19 protein-coding genes and 1 tRNA gene are annotated in these 19667 nt (G+C 43.8%); 11 read left to right on the top strand and 9 right to left on the bottom strand.

What is annotated here, in order from left to right; all coding sequences use genetic code 11:
* The first annotated feature begins 152 nt into the window (after positions 1–152).
* A complete protein-coding gene (gene guaC / locus ACR65H_RS03405; RefSeq protein ID WP_440498685.1) occupies positions 153–1136 on the top strand; it encodes a GMP reductase in 984 nt (327 codons plus the stop codon).
* A gap of 68 nt (positions 1137–1204) precedes the next feature.
* Here guaC and ACR65H_RS03400 read toward each other — a convergent pair whose 3' ends face one another.
* Entirely contained in the window at positions 1205–1915 is a 711-nt protein-coding gene (locus tag ACR65H_RS03400) for a sulfite exporter TauE/SafE family protein (RefSeq protein WP_440498683.1), read from the bottom strand.
* 125 nt (positions 1916–2040) lie between these two features.
* On the opposite strand from ACR65H_RS03400, the gene ACR65H_RS03395 reads away from it, so the two are divergent.
* The 5 genes from ACR65H_RS03395 (at position 2041) to ACR65H_RS03375 (ending at position 7869) form a co-directional block, all read left to right on the top strand.
* Complete coding sequence (locus ACR65H_RS03395) at positions 2041–3711, top strand: ABC1 kinase family protein (RefSeq protein WP_440498681.1); 1671 nt, start codon at positions 2041–2043, stop codon at positions 3709–3711.
* 140 nt (positions 3712–3851) lie between these two features.
* On the top strand, positions 3852–5318 hold the full coding sequence (locus ACR65H_RS03390) for an APC family permease (protein ID WP_440498679.1): 1467 nt from the start codon (positions 3852–3854) through the stop codon (positions 5316–5318).
* A 120-nt stretch (positions 5319–5438) separates the two neighbouring features.
* Positions 5439–5810 carry a cytochrome-c oxidase gene (locus tag ACR65H_RS03385; RefSeq protein WP_440498678.1) on the top strand — a complete coding sequence of 124 codons (372 nt, stop codon included), beginning with the start codon at positions 5439–5441 and terminating at the stop codon, positions 5808–5810.
* Positions 5811–6065: 255 nt separating this feature from the next.
* Positions 6066–6137: transfer RNA gene (locus tag ACR65H_RS03380), tRNA-Asn, on the top strand.
* Positions 6138–6261: 124 nt separating this feature from the next.
* Positions 6262–7869: a ribonuclease J gene (locus ACR65H_RS03375; protein WP_440499199.1), complete on the top strand. Its 1608-nt coding sequence runs from the start codon at positions 6262–6264 to the stop codon at positions 7867–7869.
* A gap of 35 nt (positions 7870–7904) precedes the next feature.
* On the opposite strand, the gene ACR65H_RS03370 is transcribed toward ACR65H_RS03375, so the two are convergent.
* Complete coding sequence (locus ACR65H_RS03370; RefSeq protein ID WP_440498677.1) at positions 7905–8438, bottom strand: GNAT family N-acetyltransferase; 534 nt, start codon at positions 8436–8438, stop codon at positions 7905–7907.
* A gap of 86 nt (positions 8439–8524) precedes the next feature.
* Positions 8525–9409 (bottom strand): LysR family transcriptional regulator, encoded by an 885-nt coding sequence (locus ACR65H_RS03365; protein WP_440498675.1) that lies wholly within the window; start codon positions 9407–9409, stop codon positions 8525–8527.
* A gap of 113 nt (positions 9410–9522) precedes the next feature.
* Here ACR65H_RS03365 and ACR65H_RS03360 point away from each other — a divergent pair, with 113 nt between their 5' ends.
* The 3 genes from ACR65H_RS03360 (at position 9523) to ACR65H_RS03350 (ending at position 12555) form a co-directional block, all read left to right on the top strand.
* Complete coding sequence (locus ACR65H_RS03360) at positions 9523–10716, top strand: coenzyme F420-0:L-glutamate ligase (RefSeq protein WP_440498674.1); 1194 nt, start codon at positions 9523–9525, stop codon at positions 10714–10716.
* Positions 10717–11012: 296 nt separating this feature from the next.
* Positions 11013–11558 carry a sigma-70 family RNA polymerase sigma factor gene (locus tag ACR65H_RS03355; RefSeq protein ID WP_440498672.1) on the top strand — a complete coding sequence of 182 codons (546 nt, stop codon included), beginning with the start codon at positions 11013–11015 and terminating at the stop codon, positions 11556–11558.
* Positions 11533–12555: a DUF4179 domain-containing protein gene (locus tag ACR65H_RS03350; RefSeq protein WP_440498671.1), complete on the top strand. Its 1023-nt coding sequence runs from the start codon at positions 11533–11535 to the stop codon at positions 12553–12555. Before ACR65H_RS03355 ends, ACR65H_RS03350 begins: the two co-directional genes overlap by 26 nt.
* Positions 12556–12656: 101 nt before the next feature.
* Here ACR65H_RS03350 and ACR65H_RS03345 read toward each other — a convergent pair whose 3' ends face one another.
* Positions 12657–13604, bottom strand: coding sequence for a Gfo/Idh/MocA family protein (locus tag ACR65H_RS03345; protein WP_440498670.1), 948 nt, complete (start codon positions 13602–13604; stop codon positions 12657–12659).
* Positions 13605–13766: 162 nt separating this feature from the next.
* Complete coding sequence (locus tag ACR65H_RS03340; RefSeq protein ID WP_440498668.1) at positions 13767–14477, bottom strand: GNAT family N-acetyltransferase; 711 nt, start codon at positions 14475–14477, stop codon at positions 13767–13769.
* Positions 14478–14628: 151 nt separating this feature from the next.
* On the opposite strand from ACR65H_RS03340, the gene ACR65H_RS03335 reads away from it, so the two are divergent.
* Positions 14629–15207 carry a hypothetical protein gene (locus ACR65H_RS03335; protein WP_440498667.1) on the top strand — a complete coding sequence of 193 codons (579 nt, stop codon included), beginning with the start codon at positions 14629–14631 and terminating at the stop codon, positions 15205–15207.
* A 34-nt stretch (positions 15208–15241) separates the two neighbouring features.
* Here ACR65H_RS03335 and ACR65H_RS03330 read toward each other — a convergent pair whose 3' ends face one another.
* Complete coding sequence (locus ACR65H_RS03330) at positions 15242–15556, bottom strand: DUF378 domain-containing protein (RefSeq protein WP_440498666.1); 315 nt, start codon at positions 15554–15556, stop codon at positions 15242–15244.
* 371 nt (positions 15557–15927) lie between these two features.
* Here ACR65H_RS03330 and ACR65H_RS03325 point away from each other — a divergent pair, with 371 nt between their 5' ends.
* A complete protein-coding gene (locus ACR65H_RS03325) occupies positions 15928–17301 on the top strand; it encodes a purine-cytosine permease family protein (protein ID WP_440499198.1) in 1374 nt (457 codons plus the stop codon).
* A gap of 100 nt (positions 17302–17401) precedes the next feature.
* Here the strand turns inward: ACR65H_RS03325 and ACR65H_RS03320 are convergent, their stop codons facing one another.
* Genes ACR65H_RS03320 through ACR65H_RS03310 form a run of 3 tightly spaced genes read right to left on the bottom strand, consistent with a single transcriptional unit; the run spans position 17402 to position 19648 of the window.
* On the bottom strand, positions 17402–18229 hold the full coding sequence (locus ACR65H_RS03320; RefSeq protein ID WP_440498665.1) for a MetQ/NlpA family ABC transporter substrate-binding protein: 828 nt from the start codon (positions 18227–18229) through the stop codon (positions 17402–17404).
* A 14-nt stretch (positions 18230–18243) separates the two neighbouring features.
* A complete protein-coding gene (locus ACR65H_RS03315) occupies positions 18244–18906 on the bottom strand; it encodes a methionine ABC transporter permease (RefSeq protein ID WP_440498664.1) in 663 nt (220 codons plus the stop codon).
* Positions 18899–19648, bottom strand: coding sequence for a methionine ABC transporter ATP-binding protein (locus tag ACR65H_RS03310; protein WP_440498663.1), 750 nt, complete (start codon positions 19646–19648; stop codon positions 18899–18901). The genes ACR65H_RS03315 and ACR65H_RS03310 overlap by 8 nt, the downstream gene beginning before the upstream one ends.
* Between the last annotated feature and the right edge of the window lie 19 nt (positions 19649–19667).

Genomic DNA, 19667 nt, shown 5'->3' with positions numbered 1-19667 from the left:
CAATCATATCATCTATATACTTGTCGAGCACCCTTATGTTGGAATATATCTTACTTTTTGAGTTGACGAAAAGACAAATATGATGTAAATTACAAAAGTACGAACATTTACATTGAAATAAAAAATATCATTCGCCTTTAGGAGTGTAATGTATGGATACAGTATTTGATTATGAAGATATTCAATTGATCCCCGCTAAATGTATTGTCAATAGTCGCTCAGAATGTGACACTTCTGTTACGTTTGGTAAACATAAATTTGCATTGCCCGTCGTCCCTGCAAACATGCAGACGATCATCGATGAAAAGATCGCCATCCAATTGGCAGAGAGCGGTTATTTCTACATCATGCACCGTTTCAATCCTGAAACTCGCGCTGACTTCATCAAAGATATGCATACGCGTGGTTTAATCGCATCAATCAGCGTCGGTGTAAAAGAGGAAGAGTACGGATTCGTTGAACAGTTGGCTGCAGACCAGCTTATCCCTGATTACGTAACAATCGACATCGCGCATGGTCATTCCAATGCAGTCATCAATATGATTAAGCATTTAAAAAAGCATCTTCCAGAGACATTTGTAATTGCTGGTAATGTCGGTACGCCGGAAGCGGTTCGTGAGCTTGAGAATGCTGGTGCTGACGCTACTAAAGTAGGTATCGGACCAGGTAAAGTTTGTATTACAAAGATTAAAACAGGTTTCGGGACTGGCGGTTGGCAGCTAGCGGCGCTTCGCTGGTGTGCAAAAGCTGCTTCAAAACCAATAATTGCTGACGGTGGCATCCGTACACATGGCGACATTGCGAAATCTGTTCGCTTTGGCGCATCCATGGTCATGATCGGTTCTCTTTTCGCTGGACATGAAGAATCGCCAGGCAGGACGATTGAAGTGGATGGCAAGCTGTACAAAGAGTATTTCGGCTCCGCTTCGGAATTCCAAAAAGGCGAAAAGAAAAACGTCGAAGGCAAGAAAATGCATGTGGAATACAAAGGTAAACTGCAGGACACATTAACTGAAATGAAACAGGATCTTCAATCGTCTATTTCATACGCAGGTGGAACGAAATTGGATGCGATCCGTACAGTTGACTATGTCGTTGTAAAGAATTCCATCTTCAATGGAGATAAGGTTTATTGATAAATGAAGGGCTGGCCATGTGCCAGCCCTTTTCTTATTGGTTTCTTGGCGTTCTGCATCGGATTCTTTTAGCTGCTTCCTAGTAAATAAAACCCCGTAAAAAATAAGATAATATACATGAAAATGCGGAAACCGGTTTGATTAACCTTTAGGAATAAATACTGGCCCGCGTAGAGACCGAGCCAAACGAGTGGCAGCGCAAACAGACTGGATTTCCATACTGTCATGCTTGTACCGGCGAAAACAATTTGAATGACCAAGCTAATCGAATAGATGAATAAATAATAGACGAGCGTCGTGCCGCGCAACGTTTCCTTTGCCGTATCCGTGCCCGAGAAATAGAGCAGCAGTGGCGGTCCTGGCATGCCGATGCTCGTTGTCAATGAACCGGAAAGTCCACCGATGACGACGTCCCTGTTCGGCTTTTGCTTAATTCGTAGCTTGAGAAGCATTAAAGCGGTCAATAGAAGAATGATGATGCCAATGCCAAGCTTCAATTTCGGAATATCGACGAGAAGGAATACGATAATGCCAAGGGGCAAACCGATTAGGCTGCCTAGAATAAATCGCTTCATCACTCTCCTATCAATATCCGTCTTCACTTTGCGATACATTGCTAATGAGATGACAAGTGATAAGAGGAGATTGATTTGGATGGCATCCCTTGCATCGAATAATAGCAATAGAAACGGCGTTGCAACGATGGAGAAGCCGAATCCCGTCCCTGTCTGCAGGATGGAGGCAAGTAGTATGATTGCGAAGAATAATAATATGTCCAATTCAATCCCTGCTTTTTTATATGAAGTCTATTAAGTGTAACACTTCCTACCATAAAAATTATATGGCTATCCTTATTCATAAAAGGGTATATAGATAGGCAAAAGACCGACATAGATTTGGAGGAATGGATTTGTTAAAGATACGCATCCGGCATACGAAACGGTTTCAAGAGATTATTAATGTATTTCTACGGAATGGATTCAGCCATTTTCTTTTCCGGTTGGGACTAACGAATCGAGCCTCTTCTACTGACAGCGGTAGCGAAATGAATATGCAAGATGCGGGGGTCAAACTTCGGCATGCCTTGCAGGAATTGGGACCGACCTTTATTAAGCTTGGACAGATTGCAAGCTCGCGGAGGGATCTTGTTCCGCCGGAAATCGCTTTTGAGCTTGAAAAATTACAGGATCATGTTGCTTCTTTTCCGTTCAGTAAGGTCCGTGAAATTGTTGAGGCTGAATTGGAAGAGCCTCTTGAACGCCTATTCAGCCATTTTGAAGAAGAGCCATTAGCTTCTGCCTCCATTGGCCAAGTGCATATCGCCCACTTGCCAAGCGGGGAAAAAGTGGCTGTCAAAGTGCAGCGACCTGACATCCGGCCCAATGTAGAAACGGATCTGTCCATATTAAGCGATTTAGCGCGCTTTCTCGAAGATAATACAGATTGGGCAAAAACGTACCATCTTCGCGATATGATCATCGAATTTTCGAGGTCATTGGAAGATGAACTCGATTACCGTGTAGAAGGGCGCAATAGCGAAAGGATTGCAAAACAATTCGAGGAGGACCCATATGTTCATATCCCGCAAGTCTATTGGGATTTTTCGACGGATAAGGTGTTAACGATGGAAATGGTTCACGGCGTAAAAGTGAATGATTTAGAAAAACTGGACACCGGGGGATATGATCGAAAATTGATTGCCCGACGTATCGTCGATTCGATGTTCCATCAAATCCTAGACGAAGGTTTTTTCCACGGCGATCCTCACCCCGGGAATATTTACATTCTCCCCGAAAACGTTGTATCGTATTTGGATTTTGGCATGGTCGGCAGGCTCGATAATGAATTGAAATACCATTTCGCGACACTTCTCATCCATTTGCGTGATGGAAGTACAGAAGACATGATAGACACTTTTTCTGCTATGGGAATTCTTTCAGAAAATACCGATATGCGGGCATTTACAAGGGACGTGGATGATCTTCAAACGAGGTATTATGATGTCTCATTGAATGAAGTGAGTCTAGGGTCGATTTTTGTCGAACTTTTTCAGGTCGCCTATCGCCACCATATTATTATCCCTTCGGAAATTTCAATTTTAGGCAAAGCGATTCTAACACTTGAAGGGCTCATTGCGAAGCTGGATCCAGAGTTGAGCATCATGGAAGCGGTGGAACCCTTTGGAAAGAGATTGATGTGGGAGCGTTATAATCCGAAAAACCTACTGGAGAATTCATGGAAAGACTTTGTTGAAAATATTGAAATCCTTACAAATCTACCGAAAGATTTGAAAGCAATTACGACGACAATCCGAAAAGGGAAGCTCCAACTGGACATTAATGTACAGCAGGTACAAGTCTTTCTTGGCAGGCTTGACCGGATCAGCAATCGTCTTTCATTCAGCATCATCCTGCTGTCCTTCAGTATTTTAATGGTCGGCCTCATCATCGGTTCCGCCATTGCAGGCCAAACGAATTTGCTGTGGCAGTTCCCTATTATTGAAGCCGGTTCGATCATCGCATCTCTCATGTTCCTATTCCTCATCTACACAATCATTCGGTCAGGACGGATGTAAAATTCTGAGTATTATATAGTTTCACTATTTCAGAATAGGGAAAGGGTACGTAATTAGCTAGTTAGTTAGGGGGACATTATGATGGAAAGTTCAGAGCCATATAGTAGCAGGAGAAAGTTGAAGAAGACATTGAAACCGTCTTGGGTGTTTGCAATTGCACTTGGATCATCGGTCGGCTGGGGGCTTTCATTCTACCCGGTGATTGGATCAAAGAATCAGGCCCGCTCGGTGCGATGATCGGCCTTTTCATTGGCGCATTGCTTATGATGGTGATTGCTTCCAGCTATGGCGTCATGATTAAAAAATTCCCCGTATCAGGCGGCGGATTTACATATGCATTCATCGCCGCAGGAAAGGTATGGGCCTTTATTTGCGGATGGTTTTTATCGCTCGGCTATCTTTCAATTGTCGCATTGAATGCATCCGCCTTCACGCTATTGCTAAAGTTTCTCGCCCCTGATTTTATGAACCAGCATTATCTATATTCCATCGCTGGCTGGGATGTTTATGCACCCGAAATTATTATTGCATCAGCACTTATCCTATTGTTTGCCTTCATTAATTCGACGGGGACAAGTGTATCCGGACAAATTCAATTTTACTTTAGCCTTTTACTGATCGGCGGTGTTGTCATTTTAGGCGTGTTCACATTTGGAGTCGCGGATCAGCCGCTCCAAAATCTTAAGCCTTATTTCAATGGCAATCAATCGATTCTCACTTCTATCCTCGTGATTGTGGCAATCGCGCCATGGGCCTATGTAGGATTTGATAACGTTCCGCAAGCAGCAGAGGAATTTAAATTTTCTCCACGAAAAGCAACAATGCTTATTGTTGCATCTTTATTCACCTCTGCATTGATTTACGCCATTATGATCGGTTTGACCGCCTGGACATTTCCGGATTTCTCGGCTACCGGTGAAAGCAATCTATGGCTGACTGGGGATATCGTTGTTTCCGCTCTTGGATTGATCGGATTAGTCGTTATGGCAATTGCAATTATTATGGGGATTTTCACAGGACTCAACGGTTTCTATATGTCCGCAAGCCGTCTACTCTTTTCGATGGCTCGTGCCCGTGCGTTGCCGAATGTATTTCGTGTAATCACGAAGAAAAAACAAACACCGATATGGGGAATCTGGTTCGTCGCGTTCATCACTTTGCCTATGCCATGGTTCGGCCGGCAGGCACTGTCATGGATAGTAGACATGTCATCGACGGGTGTTTCTGTTGCCTACCTATTCACCTGTCTCGCTGCGTATAAAATTTTAGCGTGGAAGCAGGAACCGGCCGGAAGGGAGATTGCTCCAGTTAAAAAGGCTCTAGCGTTGATTGGCATTATGGCAAGTTCAGCCTTCCTGGCTCTTCTTCTCATCCCAATATCTCCCGCCGCTTTGTCTATGCCGTCTTATGTCATGCTGCTCATTTGGGCCATTGTAGGCGGTGGCTTTTATGCAGTCATGCAAAAGCGGTACAATAGCTTGTCTCAGGAAGAAACGGAGATGTATATGTTAGGCAAAACCATTGCCTCAGAAGTGATGGATACCGAAGACGCCCTGGCACCTCAAAAGAAACCATCTATTGGCATCAACGGAGTACCAGCGAAGTAAACTAATCGATTCGGACGATGGCACATGTAAAAATTCTCCTCCCCACTCCCTCATTTCAAAATGAATGTCCAACATAGAATATTATAGAAAGATTTCTATGTTGGAAGGAGGTGTGGGGAAATGGGAAAAACCTTAATGAAGATCTCTGTCGTTTATTTCATGATCGGCATTTCTTTCGGTTTATATATGTCATTCACGCATGTATTTACATTAACATCTGTGCACGTTCATTTGAATTTGGTCGGATGGGTTTCGCTAGCATTGGCAGGGGTATTTTATCATCTCTATCCGAGATTGGTAGAGTCCGGCTTGGCAAGAGCTCACTTTTGGCTTCATAATATCGGTTTGCCAATTATGATGATCAGCATTGCGACAGCTATACTTGGAGGGCCAGAAATTTTCTTCCTGTTTGCAATGTTAGGCGGCGTGATGACTGTGCTAGGCGTTCTTTTCTTCGGCTTCAACGTTCTTTTACGATTAGATAAGAATTAATCTAGCCTTATGAGCACCTCTGATTCAGATTGGAGGTGCTTTTTGGGTGCTTAAGTCACGATTTGGTGATAACTTCCGGTATTCAATAGATAATTTCTTTTATTCGATAGATACCTGCAGCTATTCAATAGATAACTCCCTTTATTCGATGGATTACTTCGTCTATTCAATAGATAACTTTCTGCTGTCCATTTTTTTTGAAATCAACGTGAATAAACCTCCGAATTTTGCACATGATAGGTGTGCTACTATCTTTCCGAAATAGCTCAGCGGTGGAGCAATCGGCTGTTAACCGATAGGCCGTAGGTTCGAATCCTACTTTCGGAGTAAAGGCTGTCTCTGTCGATATGACGGGACAGCCCTTTTTTCATTATTAGTGTGGGAGGACATCGTTGTGGACACAAAATTAGCGGTTTTTGCGTTAGGCGGCATTAATGAAATCGGGAAAAATATGTACGTCATTCAATATGAAAACGATATCGTCGTCATCGATTGCGGTTCTAAATTTCCGGATGAGAATTTACTGGGCGTCGACCTCATCATCCAAGACGTTTCCTACTTAAAGGAACATCGGGAAAACGTTCGTGCACTTATTGTCACTCATGGTCATGAGGACCATATTGGCGGCATTCCGTATTTTCTCAAACAATTGAACGTTCCTGTCTATGCGACAAGGCTGACACTCGGACTGATCGAGTTAAGATTAAAAGAGCATGGCCTACTTCGAGAAACGAAGCTTACATTAATCAACGGAGATTCGACGATTGATCTCGGTGCAATGTCCGCCACTTTCTTCAAAACGAATCACAGCATTCCCGATTGTCTTGGCATCGCATTTGAAACACCTGAAGGAATGGTCGTGCACACGGGCGATTTCAAGTTTGACTTAACGCCTGTGAACGATGAATATGCGGATGTTCATAAGATGGCTGAACTCGGGAAAAAGGGTGTCTTGCTTTTATTATCCGAAAGCACGAATGCGGAACGTCACGGCTTTTCGCAATCCGAACGGGTTGTAGGCGGGCATATTGCGGATGCCTTTCGGAAAGCGGAAGGTAAAATATTCATCTCGACGTTCGCCTCGAATGTCCATCGAATTCAGCAAATCATCGAAGCCGCGCAAATGACGAACCGGAAAATTGCCTTGCTCGGCAGAAGCATGGTAAACGTCGTATCGGTCGCCGAGGAGCTCGGGTATTTGAAGATGCCCGAAGGGATGCTAATCGAACCGCAGGAAGTCGATCAGATGGACCCTGAAAACGTCGTTATCATTTGTACAGGCAGCCAAGGCGAGCCAATGGCAGCATTATCGCGTCTATCGACCAATAATTTTCGGCAAGTATCCGTCCTGCCCGGAGATACAGTCATTTTCGCTTCCAGCCCGATACCAGGGAATGAAAAAAGCGTGTCGCGCATTATCGATAATCTGTATCGTCTCGGAGCCAATGTTATTTACGGGACAGGCGGAGCATCCGGCATGCATGTTTCCGGACATGCGTACCGCGAAGAGTTAAAACTAATGCTGACATTGATGAAACCAACCTATTTCATACCAATCCACGGTGAATATCGCATGCTGCAGCTGCATAAGGAAATGGCGGAGTCGGTAGGTGTGGAAAGGGAAAATATTTTCATATTGAATAACGGCGATGTCGTGGACATTGAAAACGGAGTCGCACGCCAAACGAGGCATGTGGAAGCCGGCAATGTCTTTGTGGACGGGCTAGGCATTGGGGATGTCGGAAAAGTCGTATTGCGCGATCGCAAATTGCTATCCGAGGAAGGAATGCTCATCATCGTCGTTTCGATGAGCAAAAGGGACGGCCGGATGATTTCAGATCCGGATACAATTTCACGCGGTTTCGTCTACGAACGAGACGCGAATGAGCTTTACAAAGAAGTGAATGAGTTGGTCGTCACAACGATCAAGGAAGCGAAGCCATCGACCCGCTATCGACGTAACGACATGAAACATGCCATCCGGAAAGAAGTTGAGAAATTGCTTTATACAAGAACGAAAAGAAGGCCGATGATCCTTCCTTTTATTATTGAGATATAAGAATGAAGCGGAGGACGTCGCTTGTCCTCCGCTTTTTAGCCCTCTTTCACCAATCCAAACACATAATGATCAACAAATTTATTATACAGCCACTCAGCTTGTTCCAAACGGCCTTCCTGTTTGAAGCCGAGACGTTGCGGGATGGCTGCGCTTTTTACATTTTCAGTCGCTGTGCGAATTTCAATCCGATTCAGTCCTAATTCATTAAAACAATGGTCGACAACTGCCTTGCAAGCTTTCGTCATCAAACCCCTGCCTTCGAATCCAGTTCCTAGCCAATAGCCGATCGATGTCGATTTGTTTGACCAATTAACGCCATGCAAACCGATCACACCAGCAAGCTCCCCGTTATACCAGATGCCCGCCTGGAAGCCATCATTTCTGCTAAACTGCTGTAAAGTGGCACCGATGAAATTCTTTGAATCCGCAACTGTCCTCGTAAAATCAAGCCACGGCAGCCATTCACGGAGACTCTCTCTTGATTTGTCGGTCAACTGGAATAGCTGATCGGCATGTCTTAGTTCCAATAAACGCAACTCGGTATTCTCGTCAATTTTATATGCAAACATTCTACTAATTCCCCCTTTTCATTATCACTCACACTTTTATTATAAAGTAGTTTTCTAAATTGCAAGCGCCATCCAGATCTATTTATTCATTTCCCTACCAACAGCTCCCAAAATCTTGTCGAAGCCGGTGATAGCGGAACACTTTTCAATGAACAGACGCCGATGCTTCGATGTGGAATCTGCTTGGTCAACTGGACTTCATGAAGGACTCCACTTTCCAGATAGTCTTTCGTAAATTCCCTTGTAACACAGGCAATCCCCATGTTCATCCTTGCAAACTCAACGACAAGGTCATGGGAGCCGAGTTCAAATTCAGGCGAGATCTTCACGCCTTCGGATAAGAAATGCTCCTCGACATATTTTCTCGAATTCGAACTCGGCTCGAGGAAAATGAGTGGCAGCTTGGCGAGCTCCCGGAAGCTGACCGGCCTCGCAAGCAGCTTTCTGTACTTATCGCCATAGACGAACGTATCGTGGATGTCCATACAAGACGTTACATTTAACGAAGTGTCGCTGACAGGCAAATTGCAGACGACGATATCGACTTCTCCCGACTTGAGAAAAGAAATAAGTTCATCCGTCGTGCCATTTTCGATTTTTAATTTGATATTCGGGTATCGAGTACGGAAGGCTTCTAGTTGGGGCAGAAGAAAGTACTTCGATATAGTATCTCCGACGCCAATCCGTAATTCACCGGTCGTCAGATTTTTGAACTCGGCAATCTTTTCCTCCCCAATTTCGATTAAATTGATGGCCGAATTAACATACTCCAATAGAAGGCTTCCTTCATTCGTTAATGTAACCCCTTTAGGCGTCCGGTTGAAGAGTCGCGTATCAAGCTCCTTTTCCAGCTGCATAATCGATTGGCTGATAGCGGGCTGGGTCATGAAAAGTTCCTTTGCCGCCCCTGAAAAGCTTTCTTTTTTGCCGACGACACAAAAAATGCGGTACAAATCTAATTTACTAACCATATAACCACCCCTTATACCCATTATTAGAGATATTAATTTTACTTATACCACCAAACGGTAGTATAGTACAAGTAGATCGTCAGTTAAGTTAATACCGATAAGGAGCGATAACATTGGAAAGAGTAGTAGGAACGGTTGTCAGAGGTCTTCGTTGCCCAATTATCAATAAAGGGGACAATATTGAAGAAATCGTCGTGGATAGCGTGTTGAAAGCGGCGGAAGTCGAAGGAATTACTATCAATGACAGAGATATCGTCACAGTCACGGAATCCATCGTAGCTCGCGCGCAAGGCAATTACGCGACAATCGATCATATTGCAAAAGACGTACAATCGAAATTCGGCGATAGCACAATCGGCGTTATTTTTCCGATTTTAAGCCGTAACCGATTTGCCATCTGTCTCCGCGGAATTGCGAAAGGCGCTGCAAAGAAAATCGTTTTGATGCTCAGCTATCCTTCCGATGAAGTCGGCAATCACCTTGTCGATATCGACACACTCGACGAAAAGGGCGTCAACCCTTGGACGGACGTATTGAATGAAGAAGAATTCCGCAGTCACTTTGGCTACAATAAACATACATTCACTGGAGTCGATTACATCGACTATTATAAATCAATCATTGAAGAATACGGCGTGGAATGTGAAGTCATCTTCTCGAACAATGCGAAGACGATTCTTGACTACACGAAAGACGTGCTCACTTGTGATATCCATACTCGCCAAAGAACGAAACGCATTTTGAAAGCGAATGGCGGCGAAAAGATCTACAGCCTCGATAATATTCTTGCCGAATCTGTCGATGGCAGCGGTTATAATGAAGCATATGGACTGCTCGGCTCGAATAAGGCAACAGAAGATAGCGTGAAGCTCTTCCCACGCAATTGCCAGCCGATCGTCGACAATATCCAAGCTGCATTAAAAGAAAAGACCGGAAAAACCGTTGAAGTCATGATTTACGGTGATGGCGCGTTCAAGGATCCTGTAGGAAAAATTTGGGAGCTTGCGGACCCAGTCGTATCCCCTGCTTACACTGCAGGTCTTGACGGTACACCGAATGAAATCAAACTGAAATACCTTGCAGACAATAACTTTGCTGATCTACGCGGTGAAGAGTTGAAAAAGGCGATCAATGAGTTTATTGTGAATAAAGAAGAAGACCTCGTCGGCTCGATGGAATCCCAAGGGACAACTCCTCGTAAACTGACTGACCTCATCGGCTCTTTGTCCGATTTGACATCAGGCAGCGGCGATAAAGGAACACCGATTATCTTCATTCAAGGATACTTTGATAACTATACGAAATAAGATTCCGCCCTTAGTCTTTTGACTGAGGGCTTTTTCATGCTTCATTGAGCCGGCGGGCAGTGATTTTTCGTATATCGGTCAGTTGCCGCGTGTTATCGGTCATTTTCACAAATTTATCGTTCATTTCCCGTTAGATATCGATCAATTATGGGGAGATATCGTTCATTTCCCAATAGTTATTGTCATTTCGGGACTTAGGAACCACTTAATTTCTTGTTATGATTCCGTAGCTGTTTTAAAAAAGTTGAAACGTTTTATCCAACCCGTTTACCTAATGTATAGAAGGTGGTGATTCCATGCCGAAAAGGGAGAGGCTTATAAAGCAAGCGATCAAAGGGGATCAGCATGCATTGCAGCTGCTTTTGAAAGACGAGAAAGACAAATTGTATAAAATGGCATTCATTTATATGAAAAATGAACATGATGCACTGGAAGTATTTCAGCAAACCGTATTGGAAATCATTGAATCCATACACCAACTAAGAAATCCGTCTTATTTCAGCACATGGGCAACACGGATTTGTATCAATGTCGCGTTAAAGGAAATCCGCAAAAACAAAAAAATCGTTACTATGGAAAGCTATTCAATCCCTGACGTTATAGAGATTGGCAGCTCGCTTGAAGAAAAACTGGATTTGACCAATGTCCTATATGAACTAGATGAAAAGTATAAATCCGTTCTCGTATTGCGTTTTTATTATGATTACACGGTCAGTCAGATTGCAGATATACTGGAATGCCCTGAGGGTACTGTCAAAACGAACTTACATAGGGGTCTTGCCCTGTTGAAAACAAAGATGAAGGGGGTATATACGGATGAAAGACGAAACGAAAGTTATTGAAGACACAATGGAAACAATAGCTGTTCCAAGTAAGAAGCTGGATTCGATCATAGAGAATTCATTCAAAGGAAATGCCTCGTCCCGAAAACGACGTAGCAAAAAGCGCACTGGATATATACTTGCCGCCACATTAGCAATTAGTATCTTGGGCGGGACGGTAATGTTGAATCCAGCAATGGCGAATATGATCAGCCAATTGCCGGTCATTGGGAATGTATTCGATTATTTCGGTTCAACGAGTAAACCTGCGTATAAAGAGTTCGGACAGCTTGCGACCGATGTCGGCCGTACTGCGGAGGATAAAGGCACTTTAATCAATATTGACCAAGGGGTGTTCGATGGGACGACCATCACTTTGGCGGTGTCGATACAAACAAATAAAAATTATGGCTCAACATTAATCTTCGACGGCTGGCCAACCGTCGACGGCGTGCCCTCTGGAAATGCCGGCGCTTCCTTTGAGAAGGTGAAGGGATTAGGCTACGCAGGCATTATGACCATTACTCCGCGGTTTTCAGAAACACCTGATCAGGTGGACGTCACATGGGAGCCGAAAATGCTGCTTGGCGATAATAAAGAAGTGAAAGGCGACTGGAAGTTGAACTTCTCCTTACCGCGAATCGAGGCTGAAGTGCAGACGTTGAATAAAAAGGTTGAAAAAGATGGCGTGGCTATACTATTCAAGGAAGTTAGAAAAACACCGCTAACCTTCAATATTTACTATCAGCAATTGGTCGATCCCGCAATACTGGATGACTGGACGGCTGTAGAAGCGGAGCTGAAAGCGACGGATAACTTAGGGAATGAATACAAAGTTCCTTATAACGGCGGATTTACTGAGGGAGGCGCTAGAACTCGGGAGGACTTTCAATGGAGTGCGACCATCCATAATATAGACCCGCAGGCGACGAAACTCATTTTCCATCCGTTCGCGACCGTGAGCACGCTTGAAGGTGCAAAAAAGATCTATTTTGAAGACATTGAAATTGAATTATAGAAATCGTCATGAAAACAGTAAAGCACCGTTGGAAAATTTTGAGTTGGATGGGATTGTAATTGATATTGAAAAGTGACGAAAGGTAGAGAGGGCAATCCTCTCTACCTTTCTTTTCTTAACTCCTCTAACACTTTCTGAGCTTCATAGCCGACTTCAAAGTCATACAGCTCCGCTTCTTCCCCGCTCACTGCTTTTAGCAACTCGTCAATCAATCGAGGTGTAAGCACTCCTTCAAGTGAGATCGTTTTTATATCATCACCCGTTTTACCACCTCGTAACTCTCCCCACTTTTCCAGCGTTAAGACGCCATCCAATCCGTATGCGGTAAATCCAATATGCTCTTTTCCAGCTTGTCCGCTTATCCCTTCAATTAAAACAGGCGTGCCATCCGCGAGTTCAGCTGTAGCGATGATGCCCTTCTCACATAGTGTCGGATCCTCCGGAAATTCCAAACGTGTTTGGATATTATAAAGCTCGCCAAATAATTTTAGCGTCTGCTGGATGAAATGGACACCGACTTCGAGGACAAAACCGCCCTGGTCCCGACCGCCGACCCAGTCGTTTTTCTGCCAAGCACGCGGCCATTCCGGGAAGTGCATCGAAAGCTGTAGGCGCCTAAGCTTGCCTATATAGTTATCGTTAATCAACTCTGCGAATTTCGTTGCAGCTTGGCCATAGTTCAGTGGGAAATTCATGGCATGCACGATACGCGCTTCTTTCGCCGCATCCGCCATCTCCCTCGCCTCTTCCAATGAATTTGCTAAAGGCTTCTCACAAAGGATGTGCTTTTTTGCGTGAATGGCGTCCATCACGATGGCGTGGTGGAATTTTGGTGGTACTGCGACGTAAACAAGATCTACTTGTGTGTTTGCAAGCAGCTGTTTATAGTCCGTGTAGGCTTGCACATTGCCTAGTTGTTCAGATGTTTCCCTTGCAAGTGATTCATTCCTGTCACAAACTGCAGTAATCGTAACTTTGTCTTGCTCTATAAATTGTTTGATTAAGCGTTGACCGATTGCACCTAACCCGATGATGCCGATATGTATCATGAAAATTCCCCCTTTTTTCCATCGTACAATAGGTGAGGCGAGCTGTCATTTATTCATTGCTAGAACAAAAATGGAATAAAGAAGCTTTTGTACGATTAATGGAGCCCTTGTGCAATTAATTGAGCCCTTGATGAAATAAATGAGCCCTTGACCAATCTCCCTTTACCGATCGATCCGATAAATCCCCTTCCGATCCCGCAACCGACAGCCGTTCTGTTCAAAAATACGAATCATATGCCGATTCGCTTCATCCGTACTGCCGACATAAGTCGTGGCACCGATTCTCTGAAGCAAATTGAGCGAAATCCTATGAAAAGCAGAGCCGTACCCTTTCCCTCTCCATTCTGGTACAACACCGAAATAAAACAGACGCCCCTCGTCGACGGTACCTTGCTCGATAATAGGGATGCTCAATCCAACAGGCTCGCCTGATTTTCGGAAGATGTAACAGTGCGTTCTCCAATCCGTACCAAGTTCATTTTCGAGTGATTCCATCATCTGCTCAATTGTGAATAGCTTATTTTTATTTGCAGAGCCGCTACGACAGCGTTCATACAACAGCGCAAAATCAGAATCTGCCATCATTCCATCTGCTAATGCTGTAACGGTAATTCCTTGCTCTGCCGGAAACGTCTCATCCAATTTCCGTGTATATTCAACAATCATCGATACTTTTCGGAAGCCTTCTTCCAACAGCCACTTCTCATAGGATGCATCCATTAACAATGATAAATATCCGATCTGCTTCTCTTTCCAGCTGCTAAGTAATGTATAAAACACTTCTACATATTCCTGTTCCGTCACTCCATCTACCTTCACTTGGTCAACAAGCCAATATTCATTGTCCTTCTCAATCCGATTAAATAAATTCACTTCTCAAGTTCTCCTTTATCTTTTATCTACAAGGCTTTTCGCCAAAACAAGTATGGATTCCTGCTTTTTCTGAAAAGATTCAACTTCTCCTAATTCGGGTACGTGGTGTAGAAGTTGTAATTTTACTTCTGCTGGAAGAGAAGGGACTGCTATGTTTGGACTTTCCGATTTAGTTTCACTCGTCATCTCAGCTTTTATCATCCTGCCTGTCGTGTCGTTTCTGAGGGAATCCGGTTATTTGATTGTGAGCGCTATTTTTGGCGTGAAAAATCCAAGGCTGACAATAGGTTCGGGACCCCGTTTTAAAATTATCGGTATTTTTGATATCCGGAAATATTATCATATGTATAGTTGGTTTTCTTTTGATTCGCTGAAGAGGGACAGCAAGTTTGCGAATATATGCATTTACGCCGCCCCTATCCTCATTAATCTTGTTTTGGCGCTAGCAATAAATATGTTGCTGGCGAATGGATTCTTGGAAGACTACAGAACCTTTTTTGAACGCTTCATTTTTTATGTTTTTTACTTTGTACTGCTAGACATTGTTCCGATGTTCACTGTGAACGGCAAACCGAACAACGGCATGATCCTGTATGAAATGCTGCGCTACGGGAAACGTATCGATTATAATAACGAGCCTTTCATTCCCGCCACGACTGACGTGGAAGAGGAGGTTCAGGAGCAAATGGAAAAAATTGATCAAATCATAGAGGAAGAAAAAAAAGAGTGACAGCCCCCTTGTATGTAGGGACTGTCACTCCATTTTATAGTTCTTCTTTTTTGTCGGATAACTCCCGTTCCTTCTTGAAGTCCGGTTCTTCTCCAAACTCGGTATGCATGGCAGGGGTAGACATGCGACTGCGCGTCGTAGTGACTTCCCTCTCTTCATCCGGTTTGAATAATAGCCCTAAACAAATCAAACCGCCTATCGCTACAAGTGCATAAACTACTCTCGATAAAAATGCATCTTGTCCTCCGAATATAGATGCAACCAAGTCAAACTGGAAAAAAGCGATTAGTCCCCAATTCAATGCACCAATGATAACCAACGCCAATGCAATCCGTCGAACTGCTCCCATTTCTACTCCTCCTCATGTAAACAATTATATTTATTATTTGCTATAAGAACTTTTTCATACATACGATCCACTTCCAAAAAACTCCATGCTGTACCCGTGTGGCATCGTATCCGTTTGCTGAAAAAGTTTTTGTCGATTTATAGTTTTTATGCAAAGGGCATGCCGATTTTCATTTGAAATGTATGTATATATATTAATACTACGTAAATCGAAATACTTGATTTTTTTATTACTTTTTTGATAAAATGGAGTGGTGCGCATTATTAAAAGAAGTTTGAAAAATATTATGCCTCAAGGCAGAAGGAGTAGGTGCTTTACACATAAGGAGCTGAAATGTATTGTCAATAGAACAAACCACTGTGCAAGACGATATGAAGGAAGAGGTTGTCCGGGATTATTCCTTGGACCGTGTACCTCGCGAGGAACGAAAGGCTGGCTGGCTTAGCATTACGAATATTACGTTCGGGATAGCAACAGCTATTTTCTACTTTCAAATGGGAAGTGTGATGGCACTCCAATTCGGAGCTCCTAATGCTCTTATTTCCGCTGGCTACGCAATCATCGTAGCAGGCGTACTCGGTACGGTCATTGTGTATTTATCCGCGAAGTCGGGCATGAATGTAAACCTGCTGTCGAGGGGCGGCGGCTTCGGCTATATTGGAGCATCTTTGACCTCACTCATTTACGCATCGAATTTTATTATGTATTGTGCTTTTGAAGGCCTGATTCTTATATCGGCTGTACATCATTTTTTACCTTCCCTTCCTAAATGGGTTTTAATCCTCGTATTTGGACTCATTGTTATTCCTCTAAATTGGTTTGGAATTAAACAACTGGATAAGCTGCAGAAATGGTCATTACCGATTTTCGTCTTATTTTTGCTCGCTGCCATTGTTGTTTCATTTATCAAACCCGCTATCTATACGGGTCCAGTTTTCTCTTATATGCCCGAAGGAGTACAGCTTGGCGGAACCGCGCTGCTGTTCTGTATCGGTATGCATAATGGGATCATGGGCTTGACCGCTCTTCTCGCTTCTGATTATGCCCGTTTTTTACGCCCTAAAGATATTAAAGTTGGATCTTTAGCAATCGGGTTCATTCCTCAAATTTTTTGTTATGGCGTTATGGGAGGATTAGGTATCTGGTTCGGCGTCCGTTATTTGGAGTCGGATCCAGGCGTTTATATTGTGCTGCTGCTCGGAATCGGCGGCGCTTTATTTACGATGTTGACGCAATTGCGTATTAATGTCACAAATATTTATAGTAGTTCACTCTCCTTATCAAACTTCTTTGAAAATATCTTCCGTTTCACCCCTGGCCGACGCTTTTGGGTTGTTGTCTCCGCACTGACGGCAATTGTGTTAATGCTTGGCGGAATTGTAGACCATCTTGCTACGGTCATGACATTCCAAGGTGTCTTCCTGTTTGCATGGGCTTCCATCTTGGTGACGGATGCGCTAGTCGTAAAAAAATGGTTGAAAATCGGACCAAATTATTATGTTGCGACACAAGAATACTTATACAAATGGAATCCTGTCGGAGTTGTTTCTCTCCTCGTTTCAAGTGTAATCGGTACAATCGCCGCACTTGGCTATATGGGATTGTTCCTCCAATCGACAGCTGCGTTTTTCGCCGCGGTACTCGCTGCTATTTTGACAGTCATCATTGCGATAGTGACGAAAGGCGCGTATTATTTGCAAAGTGAACCAGCTCATATCGTTGAAGAGGACAAATTGAAACGATGAACGACAGAAGCCATGCCCGCGCTCGATCGGGCATGGCTTTTTTATGCAAAAAAAGAGCCATTCTATATTGTAAACACATTAGAATGGCTCTTCTCCTATTTTATTTAAACGCAGGGATGGCAGTTTCGTCGTAGTTCTCTTCTAAGAACTTGCGAACTTCCGGGCTTGTCATTGCGTCAGCAAGCTTTTGAATCGGCTCCCAATCTTTGTTGTCTTCACGTGCTACTAATGTGATTGCAAAGTCATTTTCGACTCCTTCTGTAAGCAATGCATCGCTCTTCGGCGTCAATCCGAGTGGCGCAGCATATGCTGGCGTCATGACCACTGCATCAGCATCATCGTACATACGCGCAAGCATTAGCAAATCGACTTCCTCGAACTTATAGTTTTTCGGATTGTCGGTAATATCCGCTTGCGTATAATACGTGTCTGTTTTTTCACCTAACGTTATAACTCCATGTTGAGCAAGCAATGACAACGAACGGTCGATGTTGGAAACATCATTCGCCATTGCAATGACGGAGCCCTCAGGCAGTTCATCAATTGACGCAAAGTCCTTCGAATATACGCCGTAATTCGCGAAATAGATAGGCGTAATCGGAACGAGGTTCGCGTCATTATTGCGATTGAATTCCTCCATGTACGGCACGTGCTGGAAGAAGTTCGCATCTACTTCTTTCGCTGCAAGCGCACTGTTTGGTTGCACATTATCACCTAGTACAACGACTTCCAAGTCGATTCCTTCCTCCGCAAGCTTCGGTTTCACGAGTTCAAGGATTTCTGTCATTGGCGGGATCAATGAAGCAACTTTCAACGTCACTTCTTCATCGGTCTCCTGCACCTTCGCATTGTCTACCTCTTCTTTATCCTTGCTGCACCCTGCTAATAAAACGATTAGCAATGTTGTTAGCATTAATAGCTTTCTCATGTTGTTTCCTCCTGTTATCGTTTATCTATCATTCTTGATACAGTCGTTCCGGTAAATTGGATGAACTGCACCAGTATGACCATTATAATAATCATGTACATCATTAAATCCGTTTTGAATTGCTGATAGCCATACCGGATCGCAAAGTCTCCGATACCGCCGCCACCAACAACTCCCATGATCGTTGAATACGAAATGAAACTGATGATCGACGTCGTTAATCCTAACACGAGTCCTGAGCGGGCTTCGACGAATAGAAATTTAAAAATGACTTGCCTCACAGAAGCACCCATAGCAATTGCAGCCTCTATTACCCCTTTTGGCACGTCGAGCAAAGATTGTTCAACGAGTCGGGAATAATGCGCAATAGCGATGATTGATAAAGGCACAGTTGCGGCTGCCGTCCCAATGGCTGTGCCGATAAGCATCCTTGTGAACGGGATAAGGAATACGACTAACAATAGAAACGGGAAAGATCGAATGATATTTACTAGTAAATTCAGTACTGAAAATATAACCCGGTTCTCATAAATTTGGCCCTTCCTGCATAGGAAAAGCAGTGTGCCAACTGGAAGTCCGACTAAAACGGCTGCCGCAATCGAAACACCGACCATGATGAAAGTCTCTCCGATCGATCGCCAAATCTCAGTCTCATATTGAAGTAAAACGTCAAGCACGACCTATTTCACCGTCCTTTGTAAGCTGTTCAACAAAGAAACTCGGGCTATTTTCTGCCATCCCGATCCCTTGTGGCTTGATGGATACGGTATCGTACACTTTGCCATGATCCATGACAGTGACACGGTTGCAAATGCTTCTGATCACTTCCATCTCGTGGCTGACAATGACGATTGTCACTCCGAAGCTCCGATTGATATTTTCCAACACGCTTAATATTTCCGCGGTTGTATTCGGATCAAGTGATGATGTCGGTTCGTCACATAATAATACTTGCGGATTGTTCGCCAATGCCCTTGCTATCGCCACACGTTGTTTCTGACCCCCACTCAATTGGGCGGGGTATTTATCTATGTAACTCGCAAGGCCGACAAACTGAAGACATTCCTCCACACGGGCACGGCGTCCTTTTCTCGGAAATTTGGCCAATTCCAACGATGCTGCGACGTTTTCATATACTGTTTTATTCGCGACCAAATTGAAGTGTTGAAAAATCATACCGATTGATTTTCTTGCTTGCCGAAGTTGTTTGCCATTCAACTTTGTCAATGTTTGACCATTGACCTCCACTTCCCCTCCATCCGGAACTTCCAATAAATTCATAAGCCGAAGGAGCGTCGATTTGCCAGCACCACTTGCTCCGATGATGCCATAGATATCGCCTTTTCCTATCGATAAGGAGACTGACTGAATAGCCTGGAAACGCGCGAAACTTTTACTCACATTATGTAATGTAATCATAAAAAAATCCCCTTTCAGG

It is taken from the genome of Sporosarcina sp. SAFN-015 (genome assembly GCF_059415085.1).
The sequence above is the reverse complement of the archived record's forward strand: the minus strand, read 5'-3'. Positions and strand labels throughout refer to the sequence as shown.